This window comes from Streptomyces sp. BE20 (genome assembly GCF_036322525.1).
In the GTDB taxonomy this organism is placed as follows: Bacteria; Actinomycetota; Actinomycetes; order Streptomycetales; family Streptomycetaceae; genus Kitasatospora.
Genome location: NZ_JAQYWW010001203.1, coordinates 38,592 through 64,438 on the forward strand (window position 1 = coordinate 38,592; position 25,847 = coordinate 64,438).

Here is a 25,847-nt window from a genome sequence, read left to right on the forward strand (position 1 = left end):
CGTACTCCGAGGAGAACCGCCACCATGCCCATCGTCTCCACTCCCAGCGCCCGCGTCTCCTACGAGGTGGACGGCTCCGGCCCGGGTCTGGTCTTCGTGCACGGCACCGGCTTCGGCGCCGCGGGCACCTTCGGCCACCTCGCCGGCGACTTCACCGGCTCCCGCACCGTGGTCCTGCCGGACTACGCCGGCTGCGGCGACACCGAGGACGACGGCGGCGAGCTGACCGTCGAGCTGCTCGCCGAGCAGATCATCGGCGTGATCGAGGAGGCCGGCAACGGCCCGGTCGACCTGGTCGGCTTCTCGCTCGGCTCCGTGGTCGCCGCCGCCGTCGCCGCCACCCGGCCCGACCTGGTCCGCAGCCTGGTGCTGACGGCCGGCTGGACCCGCCCGGACGACGCGTACCTGCGCAACCACATGACCACCTGGCTCGGCACCAGGGCCGACACCGACGCCTTCGGCCGGTTCGGCACGCTGACCGCGTTCAGCCGCGACCACCTCAACAGCCTCGACCACGGTGTCGTCGAGGGCATCATCAAGGGCAACCAGCCCACCGACGGCGCGCTGCGCCACATCGACCTCAACCTCCGGGCCGACATCCGCGAGCTGCTGCCCCGGATCACCGCCCGCACGCTGGTGATCGGCTGCGCCAAGGACGCCACCGTCCCGGTCGAGCTGACCCGCGAGCTGGCCGAGGCGATCCCCGGCAGCACCTACGCCGAGATCGAGAGCGGCCACGTGGTGGTCTACGAGAAGCCGGCCGAGTGGGTCCGGCTGGTCAGCGACTTCATCGCGCAGGACTGACCCGCGCCGCCCGGCGCACCGTGGGGCCCGTCCGAGCAGTCCGGACGGGCCCCACGGCCGTCCCCGGAACCGTCCTCGGAGCCGTCCCAGGAGCCCTTCCCGGCCCCGTGCCCTGTTCCGCTTCCGGGCCGTCGTTGGCAGCGGACCGCCGTCCCCTGTGACACTGGAGTCGCTCGAAAACCGAGGTGCGCTCCACCGCATCTCCTTGCGAACCTAGAGGGATGCCCGCCGTGAGTTCTCCCGCAGTCCAGCCCGCCGACGCCCCCACCGAGGACCAGGGGCCCGGGATCGGCGAGCTGGCCGCGCGCCTGCCCGAGCTGACCCTGCGCGACCAGGTGCGCATCGGCCGCCGGCTGGAGGGTGCCCGCAAGGTCCGCAAGCCCGAGGCCCGCCGGCAGATCGCCACCGAGATCGCCGGCGACATCGAGCGCGCCGAGCTGCTGGTCGAGCGCCGCCGTGCCGCCGTCCCCGCGATCGACTATCCCGCCGAGCTGCCGGTCAGCCAGAAGAAGGACGAGATCCTCGAAGCCCTCCGCGACCACCAGGTGGTGATCGTGGCGGGTGAGACCGGCTCCGGCAAGACCACCCAGATCCCGAAGATCTGCCTGGAGCTGGGCCGCGGCGTACGCGGCCTGATCGGCCACACCCAGCCCCGCCGGATCGCCGCCCGCACGGTGGCCGAGCGGGTCGCGGAGGAGATGCGGACCCCGCTGGGCGAGGCCGTCGGCTGGAAGGTCCGGTTCACCGACCAGGTCGGCCCGGACACGCTGGTCAAGCTGATGACCGACGGCATCCTGCTCGCGGAGATCCAGACCGACCGCGAGCTGCGCCAGTACGACACCCTGATCATCGACGAGGCCCACGAGCGCAGCCTCAACATCGACTTCCTGCTCGGGTACCTCAAGCAGCTGCTCCCCCGCCGCCCCGACCTCAAGGTGGTCATCACCTCGGCGACGATCGACCCGGAGCGCTTCGCCCGGCACTTCGGCGAGGCCCCGATCGTCGAGGTCTCCGGCCGCACCTACCCGGTCGAGGTCCGCTACCAGCCGGTCACCGACGAGTCCGACCCGGACGGCGACGGCGACGAGGTGGACCGCGACCGCGACCAGATCCAGGCGATCTGCGAGGCGGCCCGGGAGCTGCAGGCGGAGGGTCCGGGCGACATCCTGGTCTTCCTCTCCGGCGAGCGCGAGATCCGCGACACCGCCGACGCGCTCGACAAGCTCAAACTGAAGTCCACCGAGATCCTGCCGCTCTACGCCCGGCTGAGCTCCGCCGAGCAGCACAAGGTCTTCCAGCGCTCCGGCTCCCGCCGGATCGTCCTGGCCACCAACGTCGCCGAGACCAGCCTCACCGTCCCCGGCATCAAGTACGTGATCGACCCGGGCACCGCCCGGATCTCCCGCTACAGCCACCGCACCAAGGTCCAGCGCCTCCCGATCGAGGCGATCAGCCAGGCCAGCGCCAACCAGCGCAAGGGCCGCTGCGGCCGCACCTCGGACGGCATCTGCATCCGGCTCTACTCGGAGGAGGACTTCCTCTCCCGCCCCGAGTTCACCGACCCCGAGATCCTGCGCACCAACCTGGCCTCGGTCATCCTCCAGATGACCGCCGCCGGCCTCGGCGACATCGCCGCCTTCCCGTTCCTGGACCCGCCGGACTCCCGCAACATCAAGGACGGCGTCAGCCTCCTGCACGAGCTGGGCGCGCTCGACCCGGAGGAGAAGGACGTCCGCAAGCGGCTCACCCCGCTCGGCCGCAAGCTGGCCCAGCTCCCGGTGGACCCGCGGATGGCGCGGATGGTCCTGGAGGCCGACCGCAACGGCTGCGTCCGGGACGTCATGGTCATCGCCGCCGCGCTCTCCATCCAGGACCCGCGCGAGCGTCCCGCCGAGAAGCGCCAGGCCGCCGACGAACGGCACCGCCGGTTCAACTCGGAGACCTCCGACTTCCTCGCCTTCCTCGCCATGTGGCGGTACGTGCGCGAGCAGCAGCGGGAGCTGTCCTCCTCGGCCTTCCGCCGGATGTGCAAGGCCGAGTTCCTCAACTACCTGCGGATACGGGAGTGGCAGGACATCTACTCCCAGCTGCGCACGGTCGCCAAGCAGCTCGGCGTCACCATCGAGGAGCCGCACGACGACGCCGAGCCGGACGCCGACCGGATCCACCAGTCGCTACTGGCCGGCCTGCTCTCCCACATCGGCCTGTACGACGTGGAGAAGCGCGAGTACGGCGGCGCCCGCGGCGCCCGGTTCGCGGTCTTCCCCGGCTCCGGCCTGTTCAAGAAGCCCCCGCGCTGGGTGATGTCCGCCGAGCTGGTGGAGACCTCCCGGCTCTGGGCCCGGATCAACGCCAAGATCGAGCCGGAGTGGGTGGAGCCGCTGGCCGCCCACCTGGTGAAGCGCAACTACAGCGAGCCGCACTGGGAGAAGAAGTCCGGCGCGGTGCTGGCGTACGAGCGGGTCACCCTCTACGGGGTCCCGGTGGTCGCCCAGCGGAAGGTCAACTACGGCCGGATCGACCCGGAGCTCTGCCGCGAGCTGTTCATCCGCAACGCGCTCGTCGAGGGCGACTGGGAGACCCACCACCGGTTCTTCGCGGAGAACCGGAAGCTGCTCAGCGAGGTCGAGGAGCTGGAGAACCGGGCCCGTCGCCGGGACATCATGGTCGACGACCAGACCCTGTTCGACTTCTACGACAGCCGGCTGCCGGACGAGATCGTCTCCACCCGGCACTTCGACTCCTGGTGGAAGCAGACCCGGCACGAGCAGCCGGACCTGCTCAACTTCGAGAAGTCGATGCTGATCAACGACGCCGCGGACGGCGTCACCGAGGACGACTACCCGGACTACTGGCAGCAGGGCAAGCTCCGCTTCAAGCTGACCTACCAGTTCGAACCGGGCAGCGACGCGGACGGCGTGACCGTCCACATCCCGCTGCCGGTGCTGAACCAGGTCACCGCCGAGGGCTTCGACTGGCAGATCCCGGGCCTGCGCGAGGAGCTGGTCACCGCCTGGATCAAGTCCCTGCCCAAGGCGGTCCGCCGCAACTTCGTGCCCGCCCCGGACTTCGCCAAGGCGGCGCTGCGCGAGCTGAGGGACCGGCAGGAGCCCCTGCTGCCGACCCTGGAGCACGTGCTCAAGCGGATGACGGCGATCACGGTCCCGCCGGAGGCCTGGGACGAGGAGCGCGTCCCGGATCACCTCAAGGTGACCTTCCGGGTGGTGGACGGCCGCAAGAAGCTCGCCGAGTCCAAGGACCTGGAGGAGCTGCGGCTGAGTCTCAAGCCGAAGCTGAAGGAGACCCTCTCCTCGGCGGCCTCCGGACAGGGCATCGAGCAGTCCGGGCTGACCGCCTGGCCGTCCGCCCTGCCGGTGCTCCAGCGCACCTTCGAGCAGCGCTCCCGGGGCCATTCGCTGCGCGCCTACCCGGCGCTGGTGGACGAGGGCGACACGGTCGGCATCAAGCTGTTCGACACCCCGCAGGCGCAGGCGCAGGCGATGTGGGCGGGCACCCGGCGGCTCCTGGCGCTGACCACCACCTCTCCGGCCAAGTCGATCCAGGGCCGGCTGGGCAACCAGGCCAAGCTCGCGCTGTCCTACAACCCGCACGGCTCGATCCCGGCCCTCTTCGAGGACGTGGTGGCCTGCGCGACCGACCGGCTGATGGCCCGGGCCGGCGGACCGGCCTGGGACGAGGCGGCGTTCGGCTCGCTGCACGACAAGGTCCGGGCCGACCTGTACGACCTGTCGGCGGACACCACCCTGAAGTCGGCCACCGCGCTGATCGCCTTCCACAAGGCGTCGAACCGGCTGAAGTCGGTGAGCAGTCCGGTGCTGCTGGGCGCGGTGAACGACATCCGGCTGCACCTGGCCTCGCTGGTGCACCCGGGCTTCGTGACCGCGACCGGCTGGCAGCGGCTGCCCGACCTCAAGCGGTACCTGCTGGCGGTGGACCGCCGGCTGGAGGCGCTGCCCAACCACCCCCAGCGGGACTCCCAGCAGCTGCTGAAGGTCCAGCAGGTGCAGCAGGCGTACGGGGAGCTGCTGGCGGCCGTACCGGCCGGGCAGCAGCCCTCCGAGGAGGTGCGGGCGATCCGCTGGATGATCGAGGAGCTGCGGGTCAGTTTCTTCGCCCAGTCGCTGGGCACGCCGTCACCGGTCTCCGAGAAGCGGATCATGAAGGCGATGGAGGCCGCCCGGGCGTCGCTCTGAGCCCGCCCCAGCTCAGCGGGCCGGGGTCCCCAGGAGCCAGTTCGACCTGGGGGCCCACCATGGGCTACAGTCTGTCTTGTTCGCAGCGCAGCAAGCGAGTGAACGAGATCAGAACACTCTGGTCCCGTGGAGCAGTTGGTTAGCTCGCCACCCTGTCAAGGTGGAGGTCGCGGGTTCAAGTCCCGTCGGGATCGCCGTAGTCGAGAGGCCCGGAACCGTTTGGTTCCGGGCCTCTCGTTTTTGTCTGACGCCCCATTACCCGGTCCAGGTCTAGACCACAAGTGACCGTGTGTGTGATGGTCGTCACCCACCCCCTCCGGGAACCGGCCGTTCGAACGCCTCTCCGGGAGGGCGCTAATTTAATATGTAAAATTGTACTGTCATTAACAGTAAATCCCCCCCACCCCATCCACCTCAAATCGTTATCCGGAGTTCAACATTCCGGGCGGTGGCGCCACCACGACAGACGTGTAGAAACAAAGAAAGGGACCGCTTACCGGACCCGGCGGAGTCCGGTAAGCGGCCCCTTTCGAAGAGCCTTGCGTCTTCGGCCCGTCAGGCCTCGGTGCGCTGAGCCGGAATACCGGCCAGCAGGGCGCGCACCTCCGCCTCGCGATAGCGGCGGTGACCGCCGAGCGTGCGAATGGACGTGAGCTTGCCGGCCTTGGCCCAGCGCGTCACGGTCTTCGGGTCCACGCGGAACATGGTGGCGACCTCTGCCGGCGTCAGCAGAGGTTCGGCATCAGGGGTACGAGCGGTCATGAGCGGCCTCCTCGGGAGAACCGAACCAGGGCGGTTCTATCCTTCAAATTCTGCACCTTGGCCCGCGATGCCCGAAATGGCATAGACGGGCCGAGTCGGTAATAGGACGAACGGCTTGTCCTGGTGTCTACAACTACACCATCCGTCCAGCCCTATCGACCAAACCGCCAAAATTGACCCCTCACGGGTTCAAGGCCGACGGATGGCGATGGACCACCCCATAACGGGCAGTCACGTAATAGTGACATTCGGTTACGAGGGGACCAGACCCCCCGTTTTCCCGCAAAGCGCGCATCGACTCCAGAACCACCCAAAAGTGGGCACGCTCACGTGAAGTTGGGCTGGTTGTCCCATTTTTGCACATAGGGGTTAGTTCGCGTCAACGGTGAGTAGTGTCACGTTCGACAGGTATTGACCCGAACCAGGACCTTGGTCATGCAGGACGGGCCGTAGGACTCTTACAGTCTTACAAGTACCACCGACACCCCGAGGACCCTGCCGTGACAGCCCCTCAGCCGGACGGGCCCGCCTAGTTCGCGTACCGGAGCGCCAGCACCCGCCGCCAGCGCACCGTGAGCTCCTCGTACGCCCTCATGGCCTCCGCGGCCTCCCCGGCCCGCAGCGCCCGCAGCCCGTCCTCCAGCTCCCCCGCCGAACGGTCCGCCGACAGCCGCTCCGGCCCCAGCAGGTGCACCAGCCCCCCGTAGTCCAGTTCCACCAGCGACCGCGGATGGAACTCCTCCAGCCACCGCCCCACCTGTTCCGCCCCCCGCACCAGTTCCCCCTCCGGCACCGCCTCGCGCAGTGCCCGGTACGCCCGGGCCACCCGCCGGCGCGCCTGCGCCATCGGCGTCAGGTAGAAGAGCGCCGCCGTGTCCCCCCGGATCCCCTCCCCGTCACGTTCCCCCGTTTCCCCCTCTCCCACTCCTGCGGGGACGAAGCACCGGTCCTCCTCCCCGAACGGCAGGAACCACCGCACCGGCACCTCCCACCGGCTGGTGAGGATCCACGGCCGGGCGTCCGGGTGCTCGGCCCGCCAGCGCTCCCGGTCCGCCTCCGCCGCCTCCCGGGTCGCCTGCGGCAGCGCGGTGTCCACCAGCGCCACCGGGGCCCCCGCCCGCAGCTCCTCCAGCGCCTGCCAGCTCCGCAGCCTGGTCGCCCACGGACAGACGTACAGCACCCCGTCCACGGCGCGGACGAACGCCCGCTCGCTCTCCCGCTCCGGCAGCGCCCGCGGCGTCCGGCCGACCACCTCGGCCAGCGCCGAGCGCTGCTCGTCCAGGACCGCCGCCGCGACCGACCGGCCGGCCTCCGCCGCGTCCGGCCCGTGCTCCGCCGCGTAGGCCTGCCAGCGTGCCCGCTCGGGTTCCGGGTACGCGGCCAGCGGTTCGTAGACCCGCAGGTGCGCGGCGTAGGGCGGCAGCACGGAGGTGCGTACGACGGTCACGTCCTGCATGGTCCCACGCGGCCCCGCCGGCCGGGAGGGTGCGGTTCGCGGACGCACTCCCGCGTCGCCGCCGAACCGTCCCCGAACCGTTCGCGGACGGCCTCCGGGAGCGGCTCCGGAACGGCTCCGGGCCTGGTCCGGGCCGCGGGCGGGCCACGGGCGGGCCTGGTGCGGACCGCCCGCCGGTCGGACCGGCGGAGCCCCTCCCACCCGGCCCGTCTCACCCATCGGACAACCGGCCCGAGCTTCGCCAAGGGGGCGGATCGGCGGCTTTCCCGCGGCTACGCTTCGCCCTACGCGCCCGCACCACAGCAGCGGGCCTCGGAATTACTGGAGTCACCACAGTGACCGACGTACAGACCGCATCCGCCACGCACCCCGCACCCGGCGTGCTCAGCAGGATCTTCGGCACCTCCCAGGACGGCGCCAACGGCGACGGCCACGAGCAGGTCGTGCTCTGCCACGACCGCTCCTCCGGACTCAAGGCGATCATCGCCGTCCACTCCACCGCGCTGGGCCCGGCCCTCGGCGGCACCCGCTTCTTCCCGTACGCCTCCGAGGAGGCGGCGCTGGAGGACGCCCTCAACCTCTCGCGCGGCATGTCCTACAAGAACGCGCTGGCCGGGCTCGACCTCGGCGGCGGCAAGGCCGTCATCATCGGCGACCCGAACAAGGACAAGAACGAGGCGATGCTCCGCGCCTACGGCCGGTTCGTCGAGTCGCTGCGCGGCCGCTACATCACCGCCTGCGACGTCGGCACCTACGTCCAGGACATGGACGTCGTCGCGCGCGAGACCGGCTTCGTGACCGGCCGCTCGCCCGAGAACGGCGGCGCGGGCGACTCGTCCATCCTCACCGCGTTCGGCGTCTTCCAGGGCATGCGCGCCTCGGCCCAGGCCCGCTGGGGCCAGCCGACCCTGCGCGGCAAGCGCGTCGGCGTCGCGGGCGTCGGCAAGGTCGGCCACTACCTGGTCGGCCACCTGGTCGCGGACGGCGCCACCGTCGTCGTCACCGACGTCTCGGAGACCGCCGTCAACCGCGTGCGGGCGGCCCACCCGGAGGTGGAGGTCGTCGCCGACACCGCCGCGCTCCTCCAGGCCAAGCTGGACGTCTACGCCCCCTGCGCCCTCGGCGGCGCGCTCACCGACGACTCGGTGGCGGCGCTGGGCGAGTTCGGCACCGTCGTCGTCTGCGGCGCCGCGAACAACCAGCTGGCCCACCCGGGCGTCGAGAAGGACCTCGCCGACCGCGGCATCCTCTACGCCCCGGACTACCTCGTGAACTCCGGCGGCGTCATCCAGGTCGCCGACGAGATCGAGGGCTTCAACTTCGACCGCGCCAAGAACAAGGCGACGAAGATCTTCGACACCACCCTGGAGATCTTCACCCGGGCCGCCTCCGACGGCGTGCCGCCGGCCGTCGCCGCCGACCGCCTGGCCGAGAAGCGGATGCGCGAGATCAGCGCGCTGCGCTCGGTGCTGCTGCCGGCCGCCCGCCGGGGCTGATCCCGGGCACCCGGCCGGACCGGGTCGACCCGCGGTGCGCGGGGGGCGTCCACTTCCGTCCCCCGCGCATCACAATGTGGAACCGGATTCTCACTTCTGCGCCCGATCGGGTGATCCAACGTCCCCCTTGGGGGGATAATCGATCCGGGAACAACGGACCCGAGACACCTCCGGACAGCGTGCAGAAAGCCGCAAAACCTCCCCTGACCTGGGACGACCCGGTCGCGGGTGCGGCCGGTGCGCGCCACGTCACACCGACGACGTACCGTCCAGCGGCAGAAACAGGTACCGTTAATGCTCCAAGGGACGGTTCTCCCCATTCGGGCAGGCCGCTCTTGATCATGAACACGTGTCAGACTCGGGGCCGTGAGCCCCATCGTTGAGGGGGTCGACCCATGGGGCGCGGCCGGGCCAAGGCCAAGCAGACGAAGGTCGCCCGCGAGCTGAAGTACAACAGCGGCGGGTTCGACGCCAATCGTCTCTCCAGCGAGCTGGGCGTATCGCCCTCCACCTCCCCGATCGAGCCGGAGCCGATCGAAGAGGACGAGGACGACGACCCCTACGCGGAGTACGCGGCTCGTTACGCCGATGACGGCGAGGACGACGACACCGAGTCGGGTACCGGGCCTTCCCAGGCCCGCCGGCGCGCGTAGTCTCCCAGTCTGACCAGACCGGCCTCGGTGCCCAGTGCACCGGGCCGGTTTTCGGCGTTCCCTCGTGCTCCCGGCGCACCCCGGGGCTCGTGGGGCACCCGCCCGGGCCTTCGCGTACCCCGGCGCACGGGCACCGGCACGCGAAGGGGCCCCGCCGGCGTGCCGCCCGGCGGGGCCCCTTCGCGCGGTTCCGTGCTCAGCCCGCGGTGAAGCCCTCGTAGGCGTTGTAGAGCGCCGCGCCGCCGTCGTGCTCGTCGGTCCGCTCGACGATGTCGCCCAGCAGCCAGGACTCGACGCCGCGGTCCTCAAGGATCGACAGCACCACGTCCACCGAGTGCGGCGGGACGACCGCCACCATGCCGATGCCCATGTTGAGCGTCTTCTCGATCTCCAGGGTGGCCACCCCGCCGACCCGGGCGACGGTCTGGAACACCGGCAGCGGGGTCCAGGTGCCGCGGTCCAGGCGGGCGTGCAGGCCGTCCGGGACGACCCGGGCCAGGTTGGCCGCGAGACCGCCGCCGGTGACGTGCGAGAAGGCGTGGACCTCGGTGGCCCGGGTCAGCGCCAGGCAGTCCAGCGAGTAGATCCGGGTCGGCTCCAGCAGCTCCTCGCCGAGGGTCCGGCCGAACTCCTCGACCTTGCGGTCCAGCTTCCAGCCGGCCTCGTTCAGCAGCACGTGACGGACCAGCGAGTAGCCGTTGGAGTGCAGGCCCGAGGCGGCCATCGCGATCACCACGTCGCCGGCCCGGACGCGCTCGGCGCCCAGCAGCGCGTCCGCCTCGACCACACCGGTGCCGGCGCCCGCGACGTCGTACTCGTCCGGCCCGAGCAGGCCCGGGTGCTCGGCGGTCTCGCCGCCGACCAGGGCGCAGCCGGCCAGGGCGCAGCCCTCCGCGATGCCCTTGACGATCGCCGCGACCCGCTCCGGGACGACCTTGCCGACGCAGATGTAGTCGGTCATGAAGAGCGGCTCGGCACCGCAGACCACCAGGTCGTCGACGACCATGCCGACCAGGTCGTGGCCGATCGTGTCGTGCTTGTCCATGGCGGCGGCGATCGCCACCTTGGTGCCCACGCCGTCGGTGGCCGAGGCCAGCAGCGGCCGCTCGTAGCGCTTGAAGGCGGACGCGTCGAAGAGCCCGGCGAAGCCGCCGATGCCGCCGACCACCTCGGGCCGGCTCGCCTTCTTCACCCACTGCTTCATGAGCTCGACGGCGCGGTCGCCCGCCTCGATGTCGACGCCGGCGGCGGCGTAGGTGGCGCCGTTCTGGTTCGTGGTCACTGCGGTGCGGCCCTCTCGGGTCAGTGGGGGTCGGAACAGCGGTGGGGCCCCGGGGTTCCGGGACCCCACCGTCGGGTCGTTACGGGCGGCGCAGCGCGTCGGCCGCGCCCGCCCCGCCGAGCAGCGACTGGACGCCGTCCAGGTCGCTGCCGCTGGTCGGCTTGCCGCGGACCGCCGGCTGCTGCTGGCCGCCCTTGATCTCGGCCTCCAGCAGGAGCTTGCCGAGCAGCGCCGGATCCGGCAGCTCCATCGGGTACTCGCCGTCGAAACAGGCCCGGCAGAGCCGGTCCTTCGGCTGCTTGGTGGCCTCGATCATGCCGTCGATCGAGATGTAGGAGAGCGAGTCCGCGCCGAGCGTGCGGCCGATCTCCTCGATCGTCATGCCGTTGGCGATCAGCTCCGCACGGGTGGCGAAGTCGATGCCGAAGAAGCAGGGCCACTTCACCGGCGGCGACGAGATCCGGATGTGGACCTCGGCGGCGCCCGCTTCGCGGAGCATCTTCACCAGGGCGCGCTGGGTGTTGCCGCGGACGATCGAGTCGTCGACCACGACGAGGCGCTTGCCCTGGATGACCTCGCGCAGCGGGTTCAGCTTGAGCCGGATGCCGAGCTGGCGGATGGTCTGGCTGGGCTGGATGAAGGTGCGGCCGACGTAGGCGTTCTTCACCAGGCCGGAGCCGTACGGGATGCCGCTGGCCTCGGCGTAGCCGATCGCGGCGGGGGTGCCGGACTCGGGCGTCGCTATCACCAGGTCGGCGTCGGCCGGAGCCTCGGCGGCCAGCTTGCGCCCCATCTCCACGCGGGAGAGGTGCACGTTGCGGCCGGCGATGGAGGTGTCCGGGCGGGCCAGGTAGACGTACTCGAAGACGCAGCCCTTGGGCCGGGCCTCGGCGAACCGCGAGGTGCGCATGCCGTTCTCGTCGATGGCGATGAGCTCGCCCGGCTCGACCTCGCGGATGAAGGAGGCGCCGCAGATGTCCAGTGCCGCCGTTTCGGAGGCGACCACCCATCCGCGCTCCAGCCGGCCCAGCACCAGCGGGCGGATGCCCTGCGGGTCGCGGGCGGCGTAGAGCGTGTGCTCGTCCATGAAGACGAGCGAGAAGGCGCCCTTGACCTTGGGCAGGACGAGCTTGGCCGTCTCCTCGATGGAGAGGTCCGGGTGACCGGCGAGCAGCGCGGTCACCAGGTCGGTGTCGTTGGTCGCCGCCGAGCGTCCGGAGCGGGAGACGTGCTCCTCACCGGGGAGTTCGGCGACCATGGCCGCCAGTTCGGCGGTGTTCACCAGGTTTCCGTTGTGCCCGAGGGCCAGCGAACCGTGGACGGTCGCCCGGAAGGTCGGCTGGGCGTTCTCCCAGACCGAGGAACCGGTGGTCGAGTAGCGGGCGTGTCCGACGGCGATATGCCCGTGCAACGACCCCAGCGAGGCCTCGTCGAAGACCTGGGAGACGAGTCCCATGTCCTTGAAGACGAGAATCTGGGAGCCATTGCTCACTGCGATGCCCGCGGATTCCTGACCGCGGTGCTGCAGGGCGTAAAGGCCGAAGAACGTGAGCTTGGCGACCTCCTCGCCGGGAGCCCAGACACCGAAGACGCCGCAAGCGTCCTGGGGGCCTTTCTCACCGGGAAGAAGATCGTGGTTGAGTCTTCCGTCACCACGTGGCACGCCTTCGAGTCTAGGGCAGTTGGCACAGGCTTCCGGAACCCGGGAGGACGGGATTGTCGGGCGGTCGGCTGGTAACGCGCGTAGACAAAACCCCTTACCCACGGTGGATTTCGGCGGCCCCGCATTCCCCGCGCACCCGGTTGGCCTTGCGGTTCGCGCCCGTTGGCGCATTCCGTGCACGGACGACCCTTCGCCGCGCGTTCGGCCGCCGTTCGCCCAACGTGAGCCTGCTCACCCGGGCCGTGCGATGACGCCGGGTGTCCTGCGGGTAGCGCTGCGCTCCACGGCGACTACGCAGCCGGCAGCAGCAGGCCCCAGCAGCCGGGGTGGACCGTCCAGGTGCGCGCCCGGACGGGGCCGACCGGATGGCCGTCCGCCTCGTACCCGAAGCCGCGTCCGACCACCGAGACACTGGCCGCCCGCACCCGCACCAGGGCGCCGGGCGTGCGGACCACGATCTCCATGACGCCCTCGCCGAGCGCCTCGCCGGACGGCAGCGTCACCTGGACCGCCCGGACCGGGTGGTGGACGTCGGCGAGCAGCCGGCCGTCCGCCTCGACCCGCACCCGGGCGCCCTGCTCGCCCCTGCTCTCGGCCCCGGCCTCGGGCGTGAGTACGGTCCCCTGCTCGGCCGCAGCCAGTTTCGCCCATAGCGAACGCCAGCCGCTCGAACGGCCGACCGGGCGACGGGTTCCGCCCCCCGGGATCCGCACCCCGCCGAGCGCCACCCCGCCGCCGTCGTCCACCAGCAGGTCGAGCTTCCGCGGCGCCCCCGCGAGCACCGCCCGCGCCGCCGCCACCGGAGCCCCCGGCACACCCAGCGCCCGCGCCGCCGCCAGTCCGTCCGCCCGGCCCACCGGGACCATGCCCACCGCGTCCGCCCCCAGCTCACGCTGGCGGTGCAGGGCCTGGAGCACACGCTGCAACGCGAGGTCGGAACCGATCACCACCGGTCGCCTCCGGCCGCGGTGCGAAAGCACCCGGTCGAGCTCGGACGGGCTCTCCGGGCACGCCACCTTGACGTCCGCCCCACCGGAGAGAACGTCCTTCGCGATCCGCACCGACTCGCCGTCGGTCTGCCGGGCCGCCGGGTCGAGGAGGAGCAGGAGCGGCTCGGGGCCGCCGGTTGCGGGCGTGGACAGGGACGACACAACCGGTCCTTCCTCAGGTAATCTCTCGGTGCAAGAGCCCCTTGCGCTATTGCGCCAGGGGCTTCGTCTATCTCGGGGCAGACTGCGGCCTACGCAGGATGCCCCAACCGGAAGGGGTGTACGCCTGTGCCGGCACTCGTGCTCGTTGGCGCTCAGTGGGGAGACGAGGGCAAGGGGAAGGCGACCGACCTCCTCGGCGGCTCCGTCGACTACGTCGTCCGCTACCAGGGCGGCAACAACGCCGGTCACACGGTGGTCATCGGCGACCAGAAGTATGCCCTGCACCTGCTCCCTTCCGGCATCCTCAGCCCGAACGTGACGCCGGTGATCGGCAACGGTGTCGTCATCGACCCGGGCGTGCTGCTCTCCGAGCTCAGCGGCCTGAACGAGCGCGGCATCGACACCTCCAAGCTGCTGATCTCGGGCAACGCCCACCTGATCACGCCGTACCACCGGACCCTGGACAAGGTCACCGAGCGCTTCCTCGGCAAGCGCCGGATCGGCACCACCGGCCGCGGCATCGGCCCGACCTACGCGGACAAGATCAACCGCGTCGGCATCCGGGTCCAGGACCTCTTCGACGAGTCGATCCTGCAGCAGAAGATCGAAGCCGCGCTGCACGACAAGAACCAGCTGCTGGTCAAGCTCTACAACCGCCGCGCCATCCCGGCCGAGCTGGTGCTGGAGGAGTACCTCGGCTACGCGGACAAGATCAAGCCGTTCCTCGCCGACACCACGCTGGTGCTGGACGAGGCGCTCAAGGCGAACAAGGTCGTCCTGCTGGAGGGCGGCCAGGGCACCCTGCTCGACGTCGACCACGGCACGTACCCCTTCGTGACCTCGTCGAACCCGACCGCGGGCGGCGCCTGCACCGGCGCCGGCATCGGTCCCACCAAGATCGACCGGGTCATCGGCATCCTGAAGGCGTACACCACCCGCGTCGGCTCGGGCCCGTTCCCGACCGAGCTGCTCGACGCGGACGGCGAGGCCCTGCGGCGGATCGGCGGCGAGCGCGGTGTCACCACCGGCCGTGACCGCCGCTGCGGCTGGTTCGACGCGGTCATCGCGCGCTACGCGACCCGGGTCAACGGCCTCACCGACTTCTTCCTCACCAAGCTCGACGTGCTGACCGGCTGGGAGCAGATCCCGGTCTGCGTCGCGTACGAGATCGACGGGCAGCGGGTCGAGGAGCTGCCGTACAACCAGTCGGACTTCCACCACGCCAAGCCGATCTACGAGTCGCTGCCGGGCTGGAACGAGGACATCAGCGGGGCGAAGACCTTCGGCGACCTGCCGAAGAACGCCCAGGCGTACGTGAAGGCGCTGGAGGAGATGTCGGGCGCCCCCATCTCCGCCATCGGCGTCGGCCCGGGCCGGTACGAGACGATCCAGATCAACTCGTTCGTCTGAGCACCCGCCACCGGCTGAGGGGAGCCCTGCGGACCTCGTGTCCGCAGGGCTCCCCTTTGCCCTTGAGCGTTTGCACTAGGACAATGCGGCATTGCATCTAGTGCATTCGCCCGCTATTTTTCGATCATGACTGCGAAGCTTCCCGCCCCCGTCACGCTCACCGGCCGCCACGTGCGCCTGGAGCCGCTCGGCCGCGGCCACCTCACCGAGCTGTGGTCGTCCGTCGGCCGGGACCAGGACGTCTGGCGCTGGATCCCGTTCGCCGCGCCGACCACCGAGGAGGAGCTCGGCGCGATCCTCGACCTCCGGCTCGCGGAGGTCGCCGCCGGGACGGCCGTGAAGTTCGCCGCCGTCGACCTCGCCTCGGGGCGGGCCGTCGGCATCACCGGGTTCTACGACTTCAGCGCGGAGAACGAACTGGTCGAGATCGGCGGCACCTGGAACGCCCGGTCGGCGTGGCGGACCGGCCTCAACACCGAGTCCAAGCTGCTGCTGCTCACGTACGCGTTCGAGGAACTCGGCATGGGCCGGGTGTTCTGGAAGACGGACGCGCTCAACGACCGCTCCCGCAACGCGATCCTGCGCCTCGGCGCCACGTTCGAGGGCATCCACCGCCGCGACAAGCGGCGCGACACCGGGGTCTGGCGCGACACGGCGTACTTCTCGATGCTGAGGGAGGAATGGCCCGCGGCCCGTGCGCGCCTGGAGGAGCGGCTGGCCGCGGGCTGACCGCGCGAGGGCCCGGGGCGAGCCGGGCGGCCGTGCGGGGGCCTCAACACCGGCCGGTGGTGGGCCATTTCACGATCGGGTGCGGCGCGCCGCCGAGAGCTACCGGTGCGAACGCCCCCGCCCCGACGGAAGGCGGCGCGACAGCGCCTCCTCCTGTCGGCCGGTGGAGGAGCGGCCGGAGGCCGGGTCCCCTCCGCCGGAGCGCCTTTCCCGCTGCTGACGGCTCGCGATGATCTGCGCCACCACGCCGACGAAGAGCACCGACACCAGCAGTCCCGTCAGCAGCACGACAGCCATCAGCGATCGACCGCCGCCACGGCCCGAACCGCCCTGCCACAAAGCCCGATGAGTTCCACACCCCAGTCATCGGCCAAAGCGGCGACGAGGTCAAGCCCCCGCCCACCCGTTCGAGCCGCATCCGGTCCCGGTCGGACCGGCGGCGGGGAGCGTCGCACTTCACGGCCATGTGAGGCCGCCCGCACCGCAGTTCGAGCCCGGCGGCGGTTGCGCCGCCGCCGCCGACCAGGGCACCGGTCGCCGGCCCGGAGAGGTCGGACCGGCCCGTCGGTGCCGGTCCCGAACGGCCCCGGCAGATCCCGGCAGATCCCGACGAAGATCCCGGAGCAACCGTCTCGGCACCCCGACGGCCCCGTCAGGGGATCCCGCCTGCCGCCCTCCACGAGTGGCGCCGAACCCGCCTCGCGCGCCACACTGCCGAGGCGTCGAGCACGGCGAGTTCGACCACTCCGCTCTCCGGAACCACGCCGCCCCTCACCACCGATCCTCCCGGGAGTACTCATGGACGACCACGACCCGCAGGCTCCGGGCGATCGCCCCCGGGTCACCATCACCCCGGACGCCGTCCTCGTCCGCAGCGGCCGCTCCCCCGACGCGCCCCACGCCGTCCTCACCCACCAGGAGTGGAAGGACCTCGTCGCCGCCGTCAAGCAGGGCGAGTTCACCGTCTGATCGACACCCCGTACCGCCGGGGCAGCGGTCGACCGCCACCCGGATCGGGCCCCGCACCGGGTGGCGCCGACGCCGGAGGGGCCGGGGCCGGTTAGGGTCGCGGCGTGGCTGAGGTGGCGGTGATTCGTAGCGACGTACCCGGGTCGTTCGCATGGGCGGTGTTCCACGAACGGCATCCGCGGCTGGTGGGCCAGGTGCTGGCCGCCCTGCCGTACGGGGCTCGGGAACGGGCGGCAGTGGAGCGGCTGCTGGTGGAGAGCACCACCGGGGTACTGGAGCCGCCGCCGGCGGACGCGCACGACCGCGCCGAGTGGCTGGCCTGGGGCGAGGGGCTCTGGGGGCGGCCCTGGGGAGAGGCTCCGTTCCTGTGGGCGGAGAGCTACTTCTACCGGCGGCTGCTGGAGGCCACCGGCTACTTCGGGGACGGCGTCTGGCAGGGGATCGACCCCTTCGGACCGTTCAAGGCACCCGAGTTGGCGGACGCGGCGGTGGACGGGTTCGGCGACGGACCGCAGGAGCTGCTGGTGTCCTCACTGTGGGGGAACCGGGCGGACCTGGGGTTCCGGGTCACCGCCGGCGAAGGCCGGGACGCGGTACGGGACGCGCTGGTGGTGGACGACTCGGCGGCGTTCTGGACCGGGATGGAGAAGGGCCGGGGCGGGCTGGTCGCCGTGGTGGCGGACAACGCCGGACCCGAACTGCTGCCCGACCTCGCGCTGATCGACCACCTGCTGACGAGCGGACTCGCGGCCGGGGTCGCCCTGTACGTGAAGCCCCGGCCGTACTTCGTGTCGGACGCGACGATGGCCGACGTCCTCGCGGCGGTCGGCCGCCTGCACGGCACGGCGGCGGGCCGGCGGATCCGGCGGGCGATGGAGGACGGCACGCTGGCCGTCCGGACGCACCCGTTCTTCTGCGCGCCGCTGCCCTACGACGCGATGCCCGCCGACCTGCGGGCGGAGTTCGGCGGTGCGGCCCTCACCGTCCTCAAGGGTGACCTCAACTACCGCCGGCTGGTGGGCGACCGGCACTGGCCGCCGACGACGCCGTTCGCCGACACGGTCGACCACTTCCCCTCGCCCGTCGCGGCGCTGCGCACGCTCAAGTCGGACGTGCTGGTGGGGGTGGACCCGGGAACGCTCGCGCGGCTGGACCGCTCCGGGACGGCGTGGCGGACGGACGGGCGGCACGCGCTGGTCCAGGTCCGGGGGGCGGGACAGCGGTAAATACGAGCGAAGGACACGGGGAGCTTCGCTAGGATTGGGCCCGCCCACAGTGGAACTCGCTCTGTGCGGCAGCCCGGGAGCCTGCGTGCGTGCCGGTCCCGTCGCGGCCCCAGAACCCTGCGCCTGTCACGGCACTCCGGGGTAGGGGTCCGTGCGGGAGAAATCGGAGCATCCGAGGATGGCTCGGCACCTGATCACCAGCGCCCTTCCCTACATCAACGGGATCAAGCACCTGGGCAACATGGTCGGGTCCATGCTGCCGGCGGACGTCTACTCCCGGTACCTGCGGCAGCGCGGGCACGAGGTGCTGTACATCTGCGCGACGGACGAGCACGGCACGCCGGCCGAACTGGCCGCCCAGGAAGCCGGGCTGCCGGTGGCGGAGTTCTGCGCACGGGCGCACGACCGGCAGAAGGCGGTGTACGACGGCTTCCGGCTGTCGTTCGACCACTTCGGGCGCAGTTCCTCGGTGCAGAACCGGGAGATCACCCAGGAGATCGCCCGCGAGCTGCACGCCAACGGGTTCGTCGAGGAGCGGGCGATCCGCCAGGTGTACTCGGTCACCGACGGGCGCTTCCTGCCGGACCGGTACATCGTCGGGACCTGCCCGCACTGCGGCTACGACAAGGCGCGCGGCGACCAGTGCGAGAACTGCACGCGCGTCCTGGACCCGACGGACCTGCTGGAGCCCCGGTCGGCGATCAGCGGCAGCTCGGACCTGGAGGTGCGGGAGACCAAGCACCTGTTCCTGCTCCAGTCGAAGCTGACCGAGCAGGTGGAGCAGTGGGTCGACGAGCACGGTGACCAGTGGCCGGTGCTCGCCTCGTCGATCGCCCGCAAGTGGCTGACCGAGGGCCTCCAGGACCGGGCGATCACCCGCGACCTGGAGTGGGGCGTCCCGGTGCCGGCCGACGTGTGGCCGGAGCTGGCAGCCGCCGGCAAGGTCTTCTACGTCTGGTTCGACGCGCCGATCGAGTACATCGGCGCCACCAAGGAGTGGTCGGACGCGGCCTCCGACGGCGAGACCCGGGACTGGAGGTCCTGGTGGTACGAGGCGGACGGCACCGTCCGGTACACCGAGTTCATGGCCAAGGACAACGTGCCGTTCCACACCGTGATGTTCCCGGCGACGATCATCGGCTCGCGCCGGCCGTGGAAGAAGGTCGACTACGTCAAGGCCTTCAACTGGCTGACGTACTACGGCGGGAAGTTCTCCACCAGCCAGAAGCGCGGCATCTTCACGGATGTCGCCCTGGAGCTGCTGCCGGCCGACTACTGGCGCTACTTCCTGATGGCGCACGCGCCCGAGTCGGACGACTCCAGCTTCACCTGGGACCTCTTCGCCTCGACCGTCAACAAGGACCTCGCCGACACTCTCGGCAACTTCGTCAACCGGGTGCTCTCGTTCAGCCGCAAGCGGTTCGGCGACGACGTGCCGGCCGGGCACGCGGCGGCGGAGCCGGAGGAGCGGCTGGGGGCGCAGATCGCCGAGCTGCTGGCCGACTACGAGGCGCAGCTGGAGGCCCTCAACTTCCGCAAGGCGACGCAGAGTCTGCGGGCGCTGTGGAGTGCCGGCAACGCGTACCTCGACGAGAAGGCCCCCTGGCTCCAGGTGAAGACCGACCCGGAGGCGGCGGCCCTCACGCTCCGGACGGCGATGAACCTGATCCACCTGTACGCGGTGGTCTCGGAGCCGTTCGTCCCGACGGCGGCGGAGGCCATGCGCGCGGCGTTCGCGCTGCCGGCCGACGCCCCCGCGCGGACCTGCGGCTGGGTGAGCGCGGAGGAGGCGCGGGCGCTGGACGCGGTGCCGGCCGGGACGCCGTTCACGGTGCCGCCGGTGCTGTTCGCGAAGATCACGGACGAGGACCTGGCCGCCTGGGCCGAGCGCTTCGGCGGCGGCGAGTAGGCGGGGAGCGGGCGGGAAGCAGGTGGGGCGCGGACCGAGCGCCACCGGGTGGCCGGCACCCGGACGACGCGGCCGCACGACTCCGTCCCGGACGGGGGCGGGCGGCCGCGCCGTCTCCCGGTGCGGCCCCGGCCCCGGCCCCGCTCAGCCGAGGGAGGCGCGGGCGGCGGCGAGCAGCGGGACGAGGTCGGGGGTGGCGGTGGCGGCCTCGTCGAGGGCGGCGGTGAGGCTCTCCTCGTAGGTGGTGCGCGCCTCCCCGTGGCGGGCGCGGCCGGCCTCGGTGAGGACGGTGTAGACGCCGCGCCTGTCGTCGGGGCAGAGGTCCCGGTACGTGAAGTCGGCAGCGTTGAGGCGGGCGACCAGGCGGGTGACGGAGCTCTGGTTGAGGCCGAGCCCGGTCGCGAGGTCCTGCATCCGCAGTTCGCTCTTCGGCGCCTCGGCGAGCAGGCCGAGGGCACGGTACTCCGAGAGGCCGAGTCCGTGTCGGCGCTGGAGGACGGTGGCGAGCCGGCCCTCGACCTGAGCGTGCAGGGCCGTCAGGCGGCCCCACATCCGGGTGTCGGCGGTCGGCCCGGCGGCGTCGGGGGCCGCACCGGGGGCGGCTGGGCTGGGTCGGGTGGACATCGGGCGCTCCCTGGCCTTGCGGGTCTGGCGGGCGGGTCTGGCGGGCGGGGCGAAACGGGTTGACACGATGTTACTTGTACATGCATGCTCTTGCCCAGGTCGATGTACTTGCACATACATGCAACAACCAAGCCCCGAGAGGTCCTTCCCATGGCCTGGATCTACCTGCTCATCGCCTCGGTCTTCGAGGTGGTCTTCGCCCTCGCCACCAACGCCACCCACGGCTTCACCGTGCTGGGCCCGTCCCTGCTCACCGCGGGCGCCGCGGCCGGCGGAATCTTCTTCCTCAGCCTGGCCCTCAAGACCCTCGACGTCGGCGTCGGCTACACCGTGTGGACCGGAATCGGCTCGGTCGGCACCGTCCTCCTCGGCACCCTGATCTTCGACGAGGAGATGAACGCCGGAAAGGCCGTCGCCTTCGTGCTCATCATCGGCGGCGTCCTGGGCCTCAAGCTGGCCGACCGGCTCGGCCGGACGGCCACTGCCGCCGGAGCGGCGGAGCAGCAGGCCGGGCAGGCGGGGCAGCAGCCCGCCGCACCGGCCCCGGCGGCCACCGTCGCCACCGGCTGACCGCCCTGTCGGCACCCGCACCGCCCCCGCGCTCCGCGCCCCACACCCCGCACCGCCCCACGAGAGAGAGTTGCACCGTCATGGCCTGGGCCTTCCTCGCGATCGCCGTCGTCTTCGAGATCGTCTTCGCCCTCGGCACCAACGCCACCAAGGGCTTCACCGTGTTCTGGCCCTCCGTCCTCACCCTGACCGCCGCCGCGGGAGGGATCTACACGCTGAGCCTCGCCCTCCGCACCCTCGACGTCGGCGTCGGGTACACGATCTGGACGGGGCTGGGTTCGATCGGCACCGTCGTCCTCGGCGCGCTGATCTACAAGGAGCGGATCACACTGCCCAAACTGCTCTCCTTCGCCTCGATCATCGCGGGGGTGGTCACGCTGAAGCTGGCGTCAGGAGTCTGATCCCCCAGGCGATTTCACCCGATCGTGGAATCGTCCGCCCGATCCGGATCGGGAAGACTGGCCGTCCCCGACCGATCCCCGAGGGAGGCGGCGATGGACGCCGAGGACGAGCCGCTGGCCGAGTGGTACGCGCGGCGGGCACGCCGCCGACGGGCCCCCGGGACGCGCGACGCGATCACGCTGGCACCCGGGCCGCGGCGCGGGGCGCACCTGTTCCGGGACGTACCGAGACTGGTCGTCGAGTGGGACGGCTTCGCCTGGCAGCCGGTCGCGGTGGCGGAGAGCTACGCCGAGGCGTACCCGCTGATCGTCCGGCCCGACGAGGCGGCCGGGCCGGCCACCGTCTTCCCTCAGGCGGACACCCCCGTACCGCTGCTGCGCAAGGGAACCGGGCGCCACCGGAAGCCGGACCGGTAGCGCCCGGCCCGCCGCGCTCCCTGGCCCCGCCGGGGCGCGCCGGGCCGCACCTGCCCGGCGCACGACCGGGGACCGGGCACATCGCCGCGATACGGACGCCGGGCGCCACGAGCCCCGCGACGGTACACCGACGATCCCGTCATCCTTCCAGGACGAACCGTCCGCTCCCCGGATCGGGCGCCGTCCGGCCGATCGGCCTTCGGGCTATAGTGCCCACGTCAATCTCAGGGTGGGTCGGCGTCGAGCCATCCTGACGGTGGATCCCATCGGCCGCCCCGATCCCGACGTAGGAACCGACCACGGTGCCCAGAGCGCGAGTTGTCTGCCCGGCCACGACCGAGGGACTGGATCCCTGTCGTCCGGGCACGGTGCGCGGAGCCGCGGGACACCGCCCCCGGCACGCACCGGCGGGCCGGGCGCGCCGCCTCTCCCCTGTCGACCGGGCTCCCCTTCCTCCCCCGGACCCCGGCCCCGGTCGCCGGAGAACCACGCGCGGTCTCCCGCCCGCCTGAAAGCCCCGGCGGGACCCTCACCGGCCGAACGCCGCCGACCGCCCCGGCCGGAATGCTCACCGCCGCCGAGCCGCTGTCGAGCCACCGCCGAGCCGCCGCCGTTCGAGCCCCCGTCACCCACGTCACCGTCACCCGAGCCGACGTCACCCGGCCCCCGTCACCCGAGCCCTGCCGCCCCGGCGCTCCCCGTGCACCCGCTTCCCGAGAGGACCGCCCCCGCCATGGTCGATCCCCGCTTCAGCATCCTGTCCGAGGAGTTCGCCGCCGCGCCCCACCGGCACTTCGCACGGCTGAGGGACCGGTCACCGGTGCACTACGAGCCGGCGGTCGACAGCTACTTCCTCTCCCGCCACCGGGACGTGAAGCGGGTACTGACCGACCATGAGGCGTTCACCACCGAGACGCTGCAGGTCCGCGCCGAGCCGGTGATGCGCGGTCCGGTGCTCGCCCAGATGACCGGGGCGGAACACACCGCCAAACGAAAGATCGTCGTCCGGGGCTTCACCGGACAGGCCCTGCAGGACCAGGTACGCACCATCCGCGCCAACGCCGCCGAGCTCGTCGCGCCCTTCCTCCCCCGGGGGCGGATGGACCTCGTCAACGACTTCGGCAAGCCCTTCGCCGTCCAGGTGACGCTGGAGATCCTCGGCCTGGACCGGAAGGACTGGCGAAAGGTCGCCGCCTGGCTCGGCGGGATAGGGGAGTTCGTCACCGCCATCACCCTCACCGACGAACGCCGCCGGCACTGCCTGGACCGCGCCCTGGAGCTGGAGGCCTACCTCGTCCCGGTCATCGAGCAGCGCCGCCGTCACCCCGGCGAGGACCTGATATCGACGCTCTGCACGGCCGAGTTCGACGGCATCACCATGAGCACCCGCGACGTCACCGCGTTGATCATCAACGTTCTGGTGGCCGCCGTCGAGCCCGCCGACAAGACCCTCGGCTACCTCTTCAAGCACCTGATCGACCATCCCGAGCAGATGGCGCAGGTCCGCCGGGACCCGGCCCTGCTGCCCGCCGCGATCGCCGAGACCCTGCGCTACACCCCGCCCGTCCAGCTCGTCCCCCGCCAGGCGGAGCGGGACGCCGTGTTCGCCGGCACCGTCGTCCCGGCGGGCGCCACCGTCTTCTGCCTGATCGGCGCGGCCAACCGCGACCCCGAGGCGTTCGACGCCCCGGACACCTTCGACCTCCACCGCCCGGACCTGGGCACCGCCCGCTCCTTCACCGCCGCCGCCCAGCACCTGGCCTTCGGCACCGGGCTCCACCAGTGCGTCGGCGCGGCCTTCGCCCGCGCCGAGATCGAGACCGTGGCCGCGCTGCTGCTCCCCCTGCTCGACCGGGTCCGCCACAGCCCCGGTTCCCGCTACCGGGAGACCGGCCTGTACACCCGCGGCCCCGCCGCCCTGTCCCTGGACTTCACCCCCGTGCACGAGGACGCCGCCGTCCCCGGCCGAACGCCCCTCCCGCTCCCGGCTCCCCACCGGCCGGGGCCTTCCCGGACCACGACCACGAGGCCGTCCCGAACCACGACCACCACCCGCGGAGAGGAGCCGTCATGGCGTCCGTCGGAGAGCGACTGAGCAACGCACGCGTCCGGACCTTCATCGGCCGGGACGAGGAACTCGGCCGCTTCGCCCAGGCCCTGGCCGGCGATCCGCCGGCGCCGTTCGCGTTCTACGTGTCCGGGCCGGGCGGCATCGGCAAGTCGACACTGCTGCGGTGCATGGCCGACCGCGCCCGTGCGGCGGCGCGGCCGGTGCTGGAACTCGACGGCCGTTTCGTGAGCCGGGACCCGGACCACTTCCGGCGCGCCGCCGCTCCCCTCCTGGAGGTCCCCGGCACGGTCCTCGTCGTCGACTCCTTCGAGCACTGCCAGTGGCTGGAGAGCTGGCTCTGGCAGCGGTTCCTGCCCGGGGCCGCCGACGACACCCTGGTGGTCCTGGCGGGCCGCCTCGCACCGCAGCCCCAGTGGACCGCCGATCCCGCCTGGGCCGGACTCCTGCACGTCTGCGAACTGGAGCCGTTCACCGAGGAGCAGGCCCTCGGCCTGCTGACCGCGGCGCAGGTCCTGCCCCAACTGCGGGAGCGGGTCCTCCGCTTCGCCGGAGGCAACCCACTGGCCCTGTCCCTCGCGGCTGCCGCGAGGGCCGCCGACTGGAGCCGGGAGGACGTCTGGGCGCCGTCGGCCGACGTCCTGCGCACCCTGCTGTCGGGCCTGATCGGCGAGGTGCCGACCGCGGCCCACCGCCGCGCGCTGGAGGTGGCGGCCCAGGCCTACTCGACCTCCGAGGAACTGCTCGCCGCCGTACTGCCCGACGAGGACGCCCACCCGCTCTTCACCTGGCTCAGGGACCTGCCCTTCATGGAGTCCACCCACCGGGGGCTCCACCCGCACGACGCCGCGCGCGAGACCCTCGCCGCCGACCTGCGCTGGCGCGCCCCCAACGCCTTCGTGGCGATGCGCCGGCGACTGGCCGAGGAGTACCTGCGCCTGCTGCGCGAGGCGCCCGAGGAACGGGTCTGGACCGTCACCGACGAACTCTTCCACCTCTTCCGGGAGGGGGAGATCGTGGCGCGGCTGCGCACCTGGTCCCGCGAGGACGAGGTGCACGACCGGCCCCTGCACCCGGACGACCTCGACGTCGTCCTGCGGATGGCCGAGCAGACCGAGGGCCCGGCCTCCGCCGAGCTGGTCCGCTACTGGGCGGAACGCCAGCCGCAGTCCTTCAGCGTCTACCGCCTGGTGAGCACGGGCCGCGTCGTGGCGTTCACCGCCCGCCTCGCCCTGCCCGCCCCCGCCGACCCCGAGGACCTGGCCACCGACCCCGTCGTGGCGGCGGCCTGGGAGTACACCGACGCCACCGCGCCGGTGCGGCCCGGCGAGCACATCGGCATCAGCCGCTTCTCGGTCTACCCGGAGCGGTACCAGGTCCCCTCGCGCGTCATCGACCTGAGCAGCTCCCGCGCCCAGGCGGAGTCGGCCCGTGCCCGCGGCCGCGCCTACGGCTTCGCCGTCTGGCGGGACGCCGAGACCTGGGCCGCGCGCGTCAAGGGCAGCCTCGCCGACACCGGCGCCCGGCCGCGGGTCGGCGAGCACACCTACGGCCTGTTCGGCGTCGACTGGCGCCAGGTGCCCGTCGAGATCTGGCTCCGCCACCTCATATCGGCCACGGCCGTGCCCACCCGGGCCGGGCCGTCGGGCGTCTCGCGCAGCGTGTTCGACCAGGACGTGCGCGAGGCCCTGGCGCACTGGCGCGACACCGACGCCTTCGCCGCCTGCGCCCTGCTGCGCGCCCGCCTGGCGGCCGACTCCGCCGACCCCGTCGGGGAGCTGCGCGCCCTGCTGCGCCGGACGGTGGACGACCTCGCCCGTGACCCGCGCGGCGTGCGCGCCCGCGAGGCCCTGACGGCGGGGTACTTCTCCGGCGCACCCACTCAGGAGGCCGCCGCCCGGCGCCTGAGCCTCCCGTACGGCACCTACCGGCGCCACCTGCGCCAGGGCCTGGACCTGCTCTGCGACGCCCTGTGGCAGCAGGAGCTGCACGGCCCCCGCTGAGGACGCCCGCACCCCGCCCGGATCCGGTGGACAGGTGCGG

Annotated in this window: 21 protein-coding genes and 1 tRNA gene; 15 read left to right on the top strand and 7 right to left on the bottom strand. The window is 71.9% G+C overall.

Going from position 1 to position 25,847, the window contains the following annotated elements:
- The first annotated feature begins 24 nt into the window (after positions 1-24).
- The 3 genes from PUR61_RS38805 (at position 25) to PUR61_RS38815 (ending at position 5,212) form a co-directional block, all read left to right on the top strand.
- Positions 25-804 (top strand): alpha/beta fold hydrolase, encoded by a 780-nt coding sequence (locus PUR61_RS38805; protein ID WP_329884568.1) that lies wholly within the window; start codon positions 25-27, stop codon positions 802-804.
- 221 nt (positions 805-1,025) lie between these two features.
- On the top strand, positions 1,026-5,018 hold the full coding sequence (hrpA, locus tag PUR61_RS38810; protein WP_443035313.1) for an ATP-dependent RNA helicase HrpA: 3,993 nt from the start codon (positions 1,026-1,028) through the stop codon (positions 5,016-5,018).
- Positions 5,019-5,138: 120 nt separating this feature from the next.
- Positions 5,139-5,212: transfer RNA gene (locus tag PUR61_RS38815), tRNA-Asp, on the top strand.
- A gap of 361 nt (positions 5,213-5,573) precedes the next feature.
- Here PUR61_RS38815 and bldC read toward each other — a convergent pair.
- Positions 5,574-5,780, bottom strand: coding sequence for a developmental transcriptional regulator BldC (gene bldC, locus PUR61_RS38820; protein WP_014137253.1), 207 nt, complete (start codon positions 5,778-5,780; stop codon positions 5,574-5,576).
- Positions 5,781-6,309: 529 nt separating this feature from the next.
- Complete coding sequence (locus PUR61_RS38825; protein WP_329949094.1) at positions 6,310-7,236, bottom strand: hypothetical protein; 927 nt, start codon at positions 7,234-7,236, stop codon at positions 6,310-6,312.
- A 335-nt stretch (positions 7,237-7,571) separates the two neighbouring features.
- On the opposite strand from PUR61_RS38825, the gene PUR61_RS38830 reads away from it, so the two are divergent.
- Both PUR61_RS38830 and PUR61_RS38835 read left to right on the top strand, forming a co-directional pair.
- Positions 7,572-8,732: a Glu/Leu/Phe/Val dehydrogenase dimerization domain-containing protein gene (locus PUR61_RS38830; RefSeq protein WP_380355309.1), complete on the top strand. Its 1,161-nt coding sequence runs from the start codon at positions 7,572-7,574 to the stop codon at positions 8,730-8,732.
- Positions 8,733-9,127: 395 nt separating this feature from the next.
- Positions 9,128-9,385, top strand: coding sequence for a DUF3073 domain-containing protein (locus PUR61_RS38835; RefSeq protein WP_327679361.1), 258 nt, complete (start codon positions 9,128-9,130; stop codon positions 9,383-9,385).
- A 196-nt stretch (positions 9,386-9,581) separates the two neighbouring features.
- Here the strand turns inward: PUR61_RS38835 and purM are convergent, their stop codons facing one another.
- From purM to PUR61_RS38850, 3 genes are all read right to left on the bottom strand, one after another.
- Positions 9,582-10,667 (bottom strand): phosphoribosylformylglycinamidine cyclo-ligase, encoded by a 1,086-nt coding sequence (gene purM, locus PUR61_RS38840; protein WP_329884598.1) that lies wholly within the window; start codon positions 10,665-10,667, stop codon positions 9,582-9,584.
- A 79-nt stretch (positions 10,668-10,746) separates the two neighbouring features.
- On the bottom strand, positions 10,747-12,330 hold the full coding sequence (gene purF / locus PUR61_RS38845) for an amidophosphoribosyltransferase (protein ID WP_329884600.1): 1,584 nt from the start codon (positions 12,328-12,330) through the stop codon (positions 10,747-10,749).
- Positions 12,331-12,620: 290 nt separating this feature from the next.
- Positions 12,621-13,481 carry a diacylglycerol kinase gene (locus PUR61_RS38850; protein WP_329884602.1) on the bottom strand — a complete coding sequence of 287 codons (861 nt, stop codon included), beginning with the start codon at positions 13,479-13,481 and terminating at the stop codon, positions 12,621-12,623.
- A 126-nt stretch (positions 13,482-13,607) separates the two neighbouring features.
- Here PUR61_RS38850 and PUR61_RS38855 point away from each other — a divergent pair, with 126 nt between their 5' ends.
- Positions 13,608-14,891: an adenylosuccinate synthase gene (locus tag PUR61_RS38855; protein WP_329884604.1), complete on the top strand. Its 1,284-nt coding sequence runs from the start codon at positions 13,608-13,610 to the stop codon at positions 14,889-14,891.
- A gap of 126 nt (positions 14,892-15,017) precedes the next feature.
- A complete protein-coding gene (locus PUR61_RS38860) occupies positions 15,018-15,620 on the top strand; it encodes a GNAT family N-acetyltransferase (RefSeq protein WP_329884606.1) in 603 nt (200 codons plus the stop codon).
- A 99-nt stretch (positions 15,621-15,719) separates the two neighbouring features.
- Here the strand turns inward: PUR61_RS38860 and PUR61_RS38865 are convergent, their stop codons facing one another.
- Complete coding sequence (locus PUR61_RS38865; protein ID WP_329884608.1) at positions 15,720-15,917, bottom strand: hypothetical protein; 198 nt, start codon at positions 15,915-15,917, stop codon at positions 15,720-15,722.
- Between the two features lie 501 nt (positions 15,918-16,418).
- On the opposite strand from PUR61_RS38865, the gene PUR61_RS38870 reads away from it, so the two are divergent.
- From PUR61_RS38870 to metG, 3 genes are all read left to right on the top strand, one after another.
- A complete protein-coding gene (locus PUR61_RS38870) occupies positions 16,419-16,589 on the top strand; it encodes a DUF397 domain-containing protein (RefSeq protein WP_329884610.1) in 171 nt (56 codons plus the stop codon).
- A gap of 104 nt (positions 16,590-16,693) precedes the next feature.
- Positions 16,694-17,815, top strand: coding sequence for a damage-control phosphatase ARMT1 family protein (locus PUR61_RS38875; RefSeq protein ID WP_329884612.1), 1,122 nt, complete (start codon positions 16,694-16,696; stop codon positions 17,813-17,815).
- 178 nt (positions 17,816-17,993) lie between these two features.
- Positions 17,994-19,724 carry a methionine--tRNA ligase gene (gene metG / locus PUR61_RS38880; protein WP_329884614.1) on the top strand — a complete coding sequence of 577 codons (1,731 nt, stop codon included), beginning with the start codon at positions 17,994-17,996 and terminating at the stop codon, positions 19,722-19,724.
- A 144-nt stretch (positions 19,725-19,868) separates the two neighbouring features.
- On the opposite strand, the gene PUR61_RS38885 is transcribed toward metG, so the two are convergent.
- On the bottom strand, positions 19,869-20,348 hold the full coding sequence (locus tag PUR61_RS38885; protein ID WP_329884616.1) for a MarR family winged helix-turn-helix transcriptional regulator: 480 nt from the start codon (positions 20,346-20,348) through the stop codon (positions 19,869-19,871).
- A gap of 150 nt (positions 20,349-20,498) precedes the next feature.
- Here PUR61_RS38885 and PUR61_RS38890 point away from each other — a divergent pair, with 150 nt between their 5' ends.
- The 5 genes from PUR61_RS38890 (at position 20,499) to PUR61_RS38910 (ending at position 25,807) form a co-directional block, all read left to right on the top strand.
- Positions 20,499-20,918 carry a DMT family transporter gene (locus PUR61_RS38890; RefSeq protein WP_329884618.1) on the top strand — a complete coding sequence of 140 codons (420 nt, stop codon included), beginning with the start codon at positions 20,499-20,501 and terminating at the stop codon, positions 20,916-20,918.
- An 80-nt stretch (positions 20,919-20,998) separates the two neighbouring features.
- Positions 20,999-21,319 (top strand): DMT family transporter, encoded by a 321-nt coding sequence (locus PUR61_RS38895; protein WP_329884620.1) that lies wholly within the window; start codon positions 20,999-21,001, stop codon positions 21,317-21,319.
- A gap of 93 nt (positions 21,320-21,412) precedes the next feature.
- Entirely contained in the window at positions 21,413-21,736 is a 324-nt protein-coding gene (locus tag PUR61_RS38900) for a DUF6087 family protein (RefSeq protein WP_329884622.1), read from the top strand.
- A 733-nt stretch (positions 21,737-22,469) separates the two neighbouring features.
- Positions 22,470-23,831, top strand: coding sequence for a cytochrome P450 (locus PUR61_RS38905; RefSeq protein WP_329884624.1), 1,362 nt, complete (start codon positions 22,470-22,472; stop codon positions 23,829-23,831).
- The gene (locus PUR61_RS38910; RefSeq protein WP_329884626.1) at positions 23,807-25,807 is read left to right on the top strand and encodes an AAA family ATPase; all 2,001 of its coding nucleotides are present in this window, start codon (positions 23,807-23,809) and stop codon (positions 25,805-25,807) included. The genes PUR61_RS38905 and PUR61_RS38910 overlap by 25 nt, the downstream gene beginning before the upstream one ends.
- Positions 25,808-25,847 lie beyond the last annotated feature (40 nt).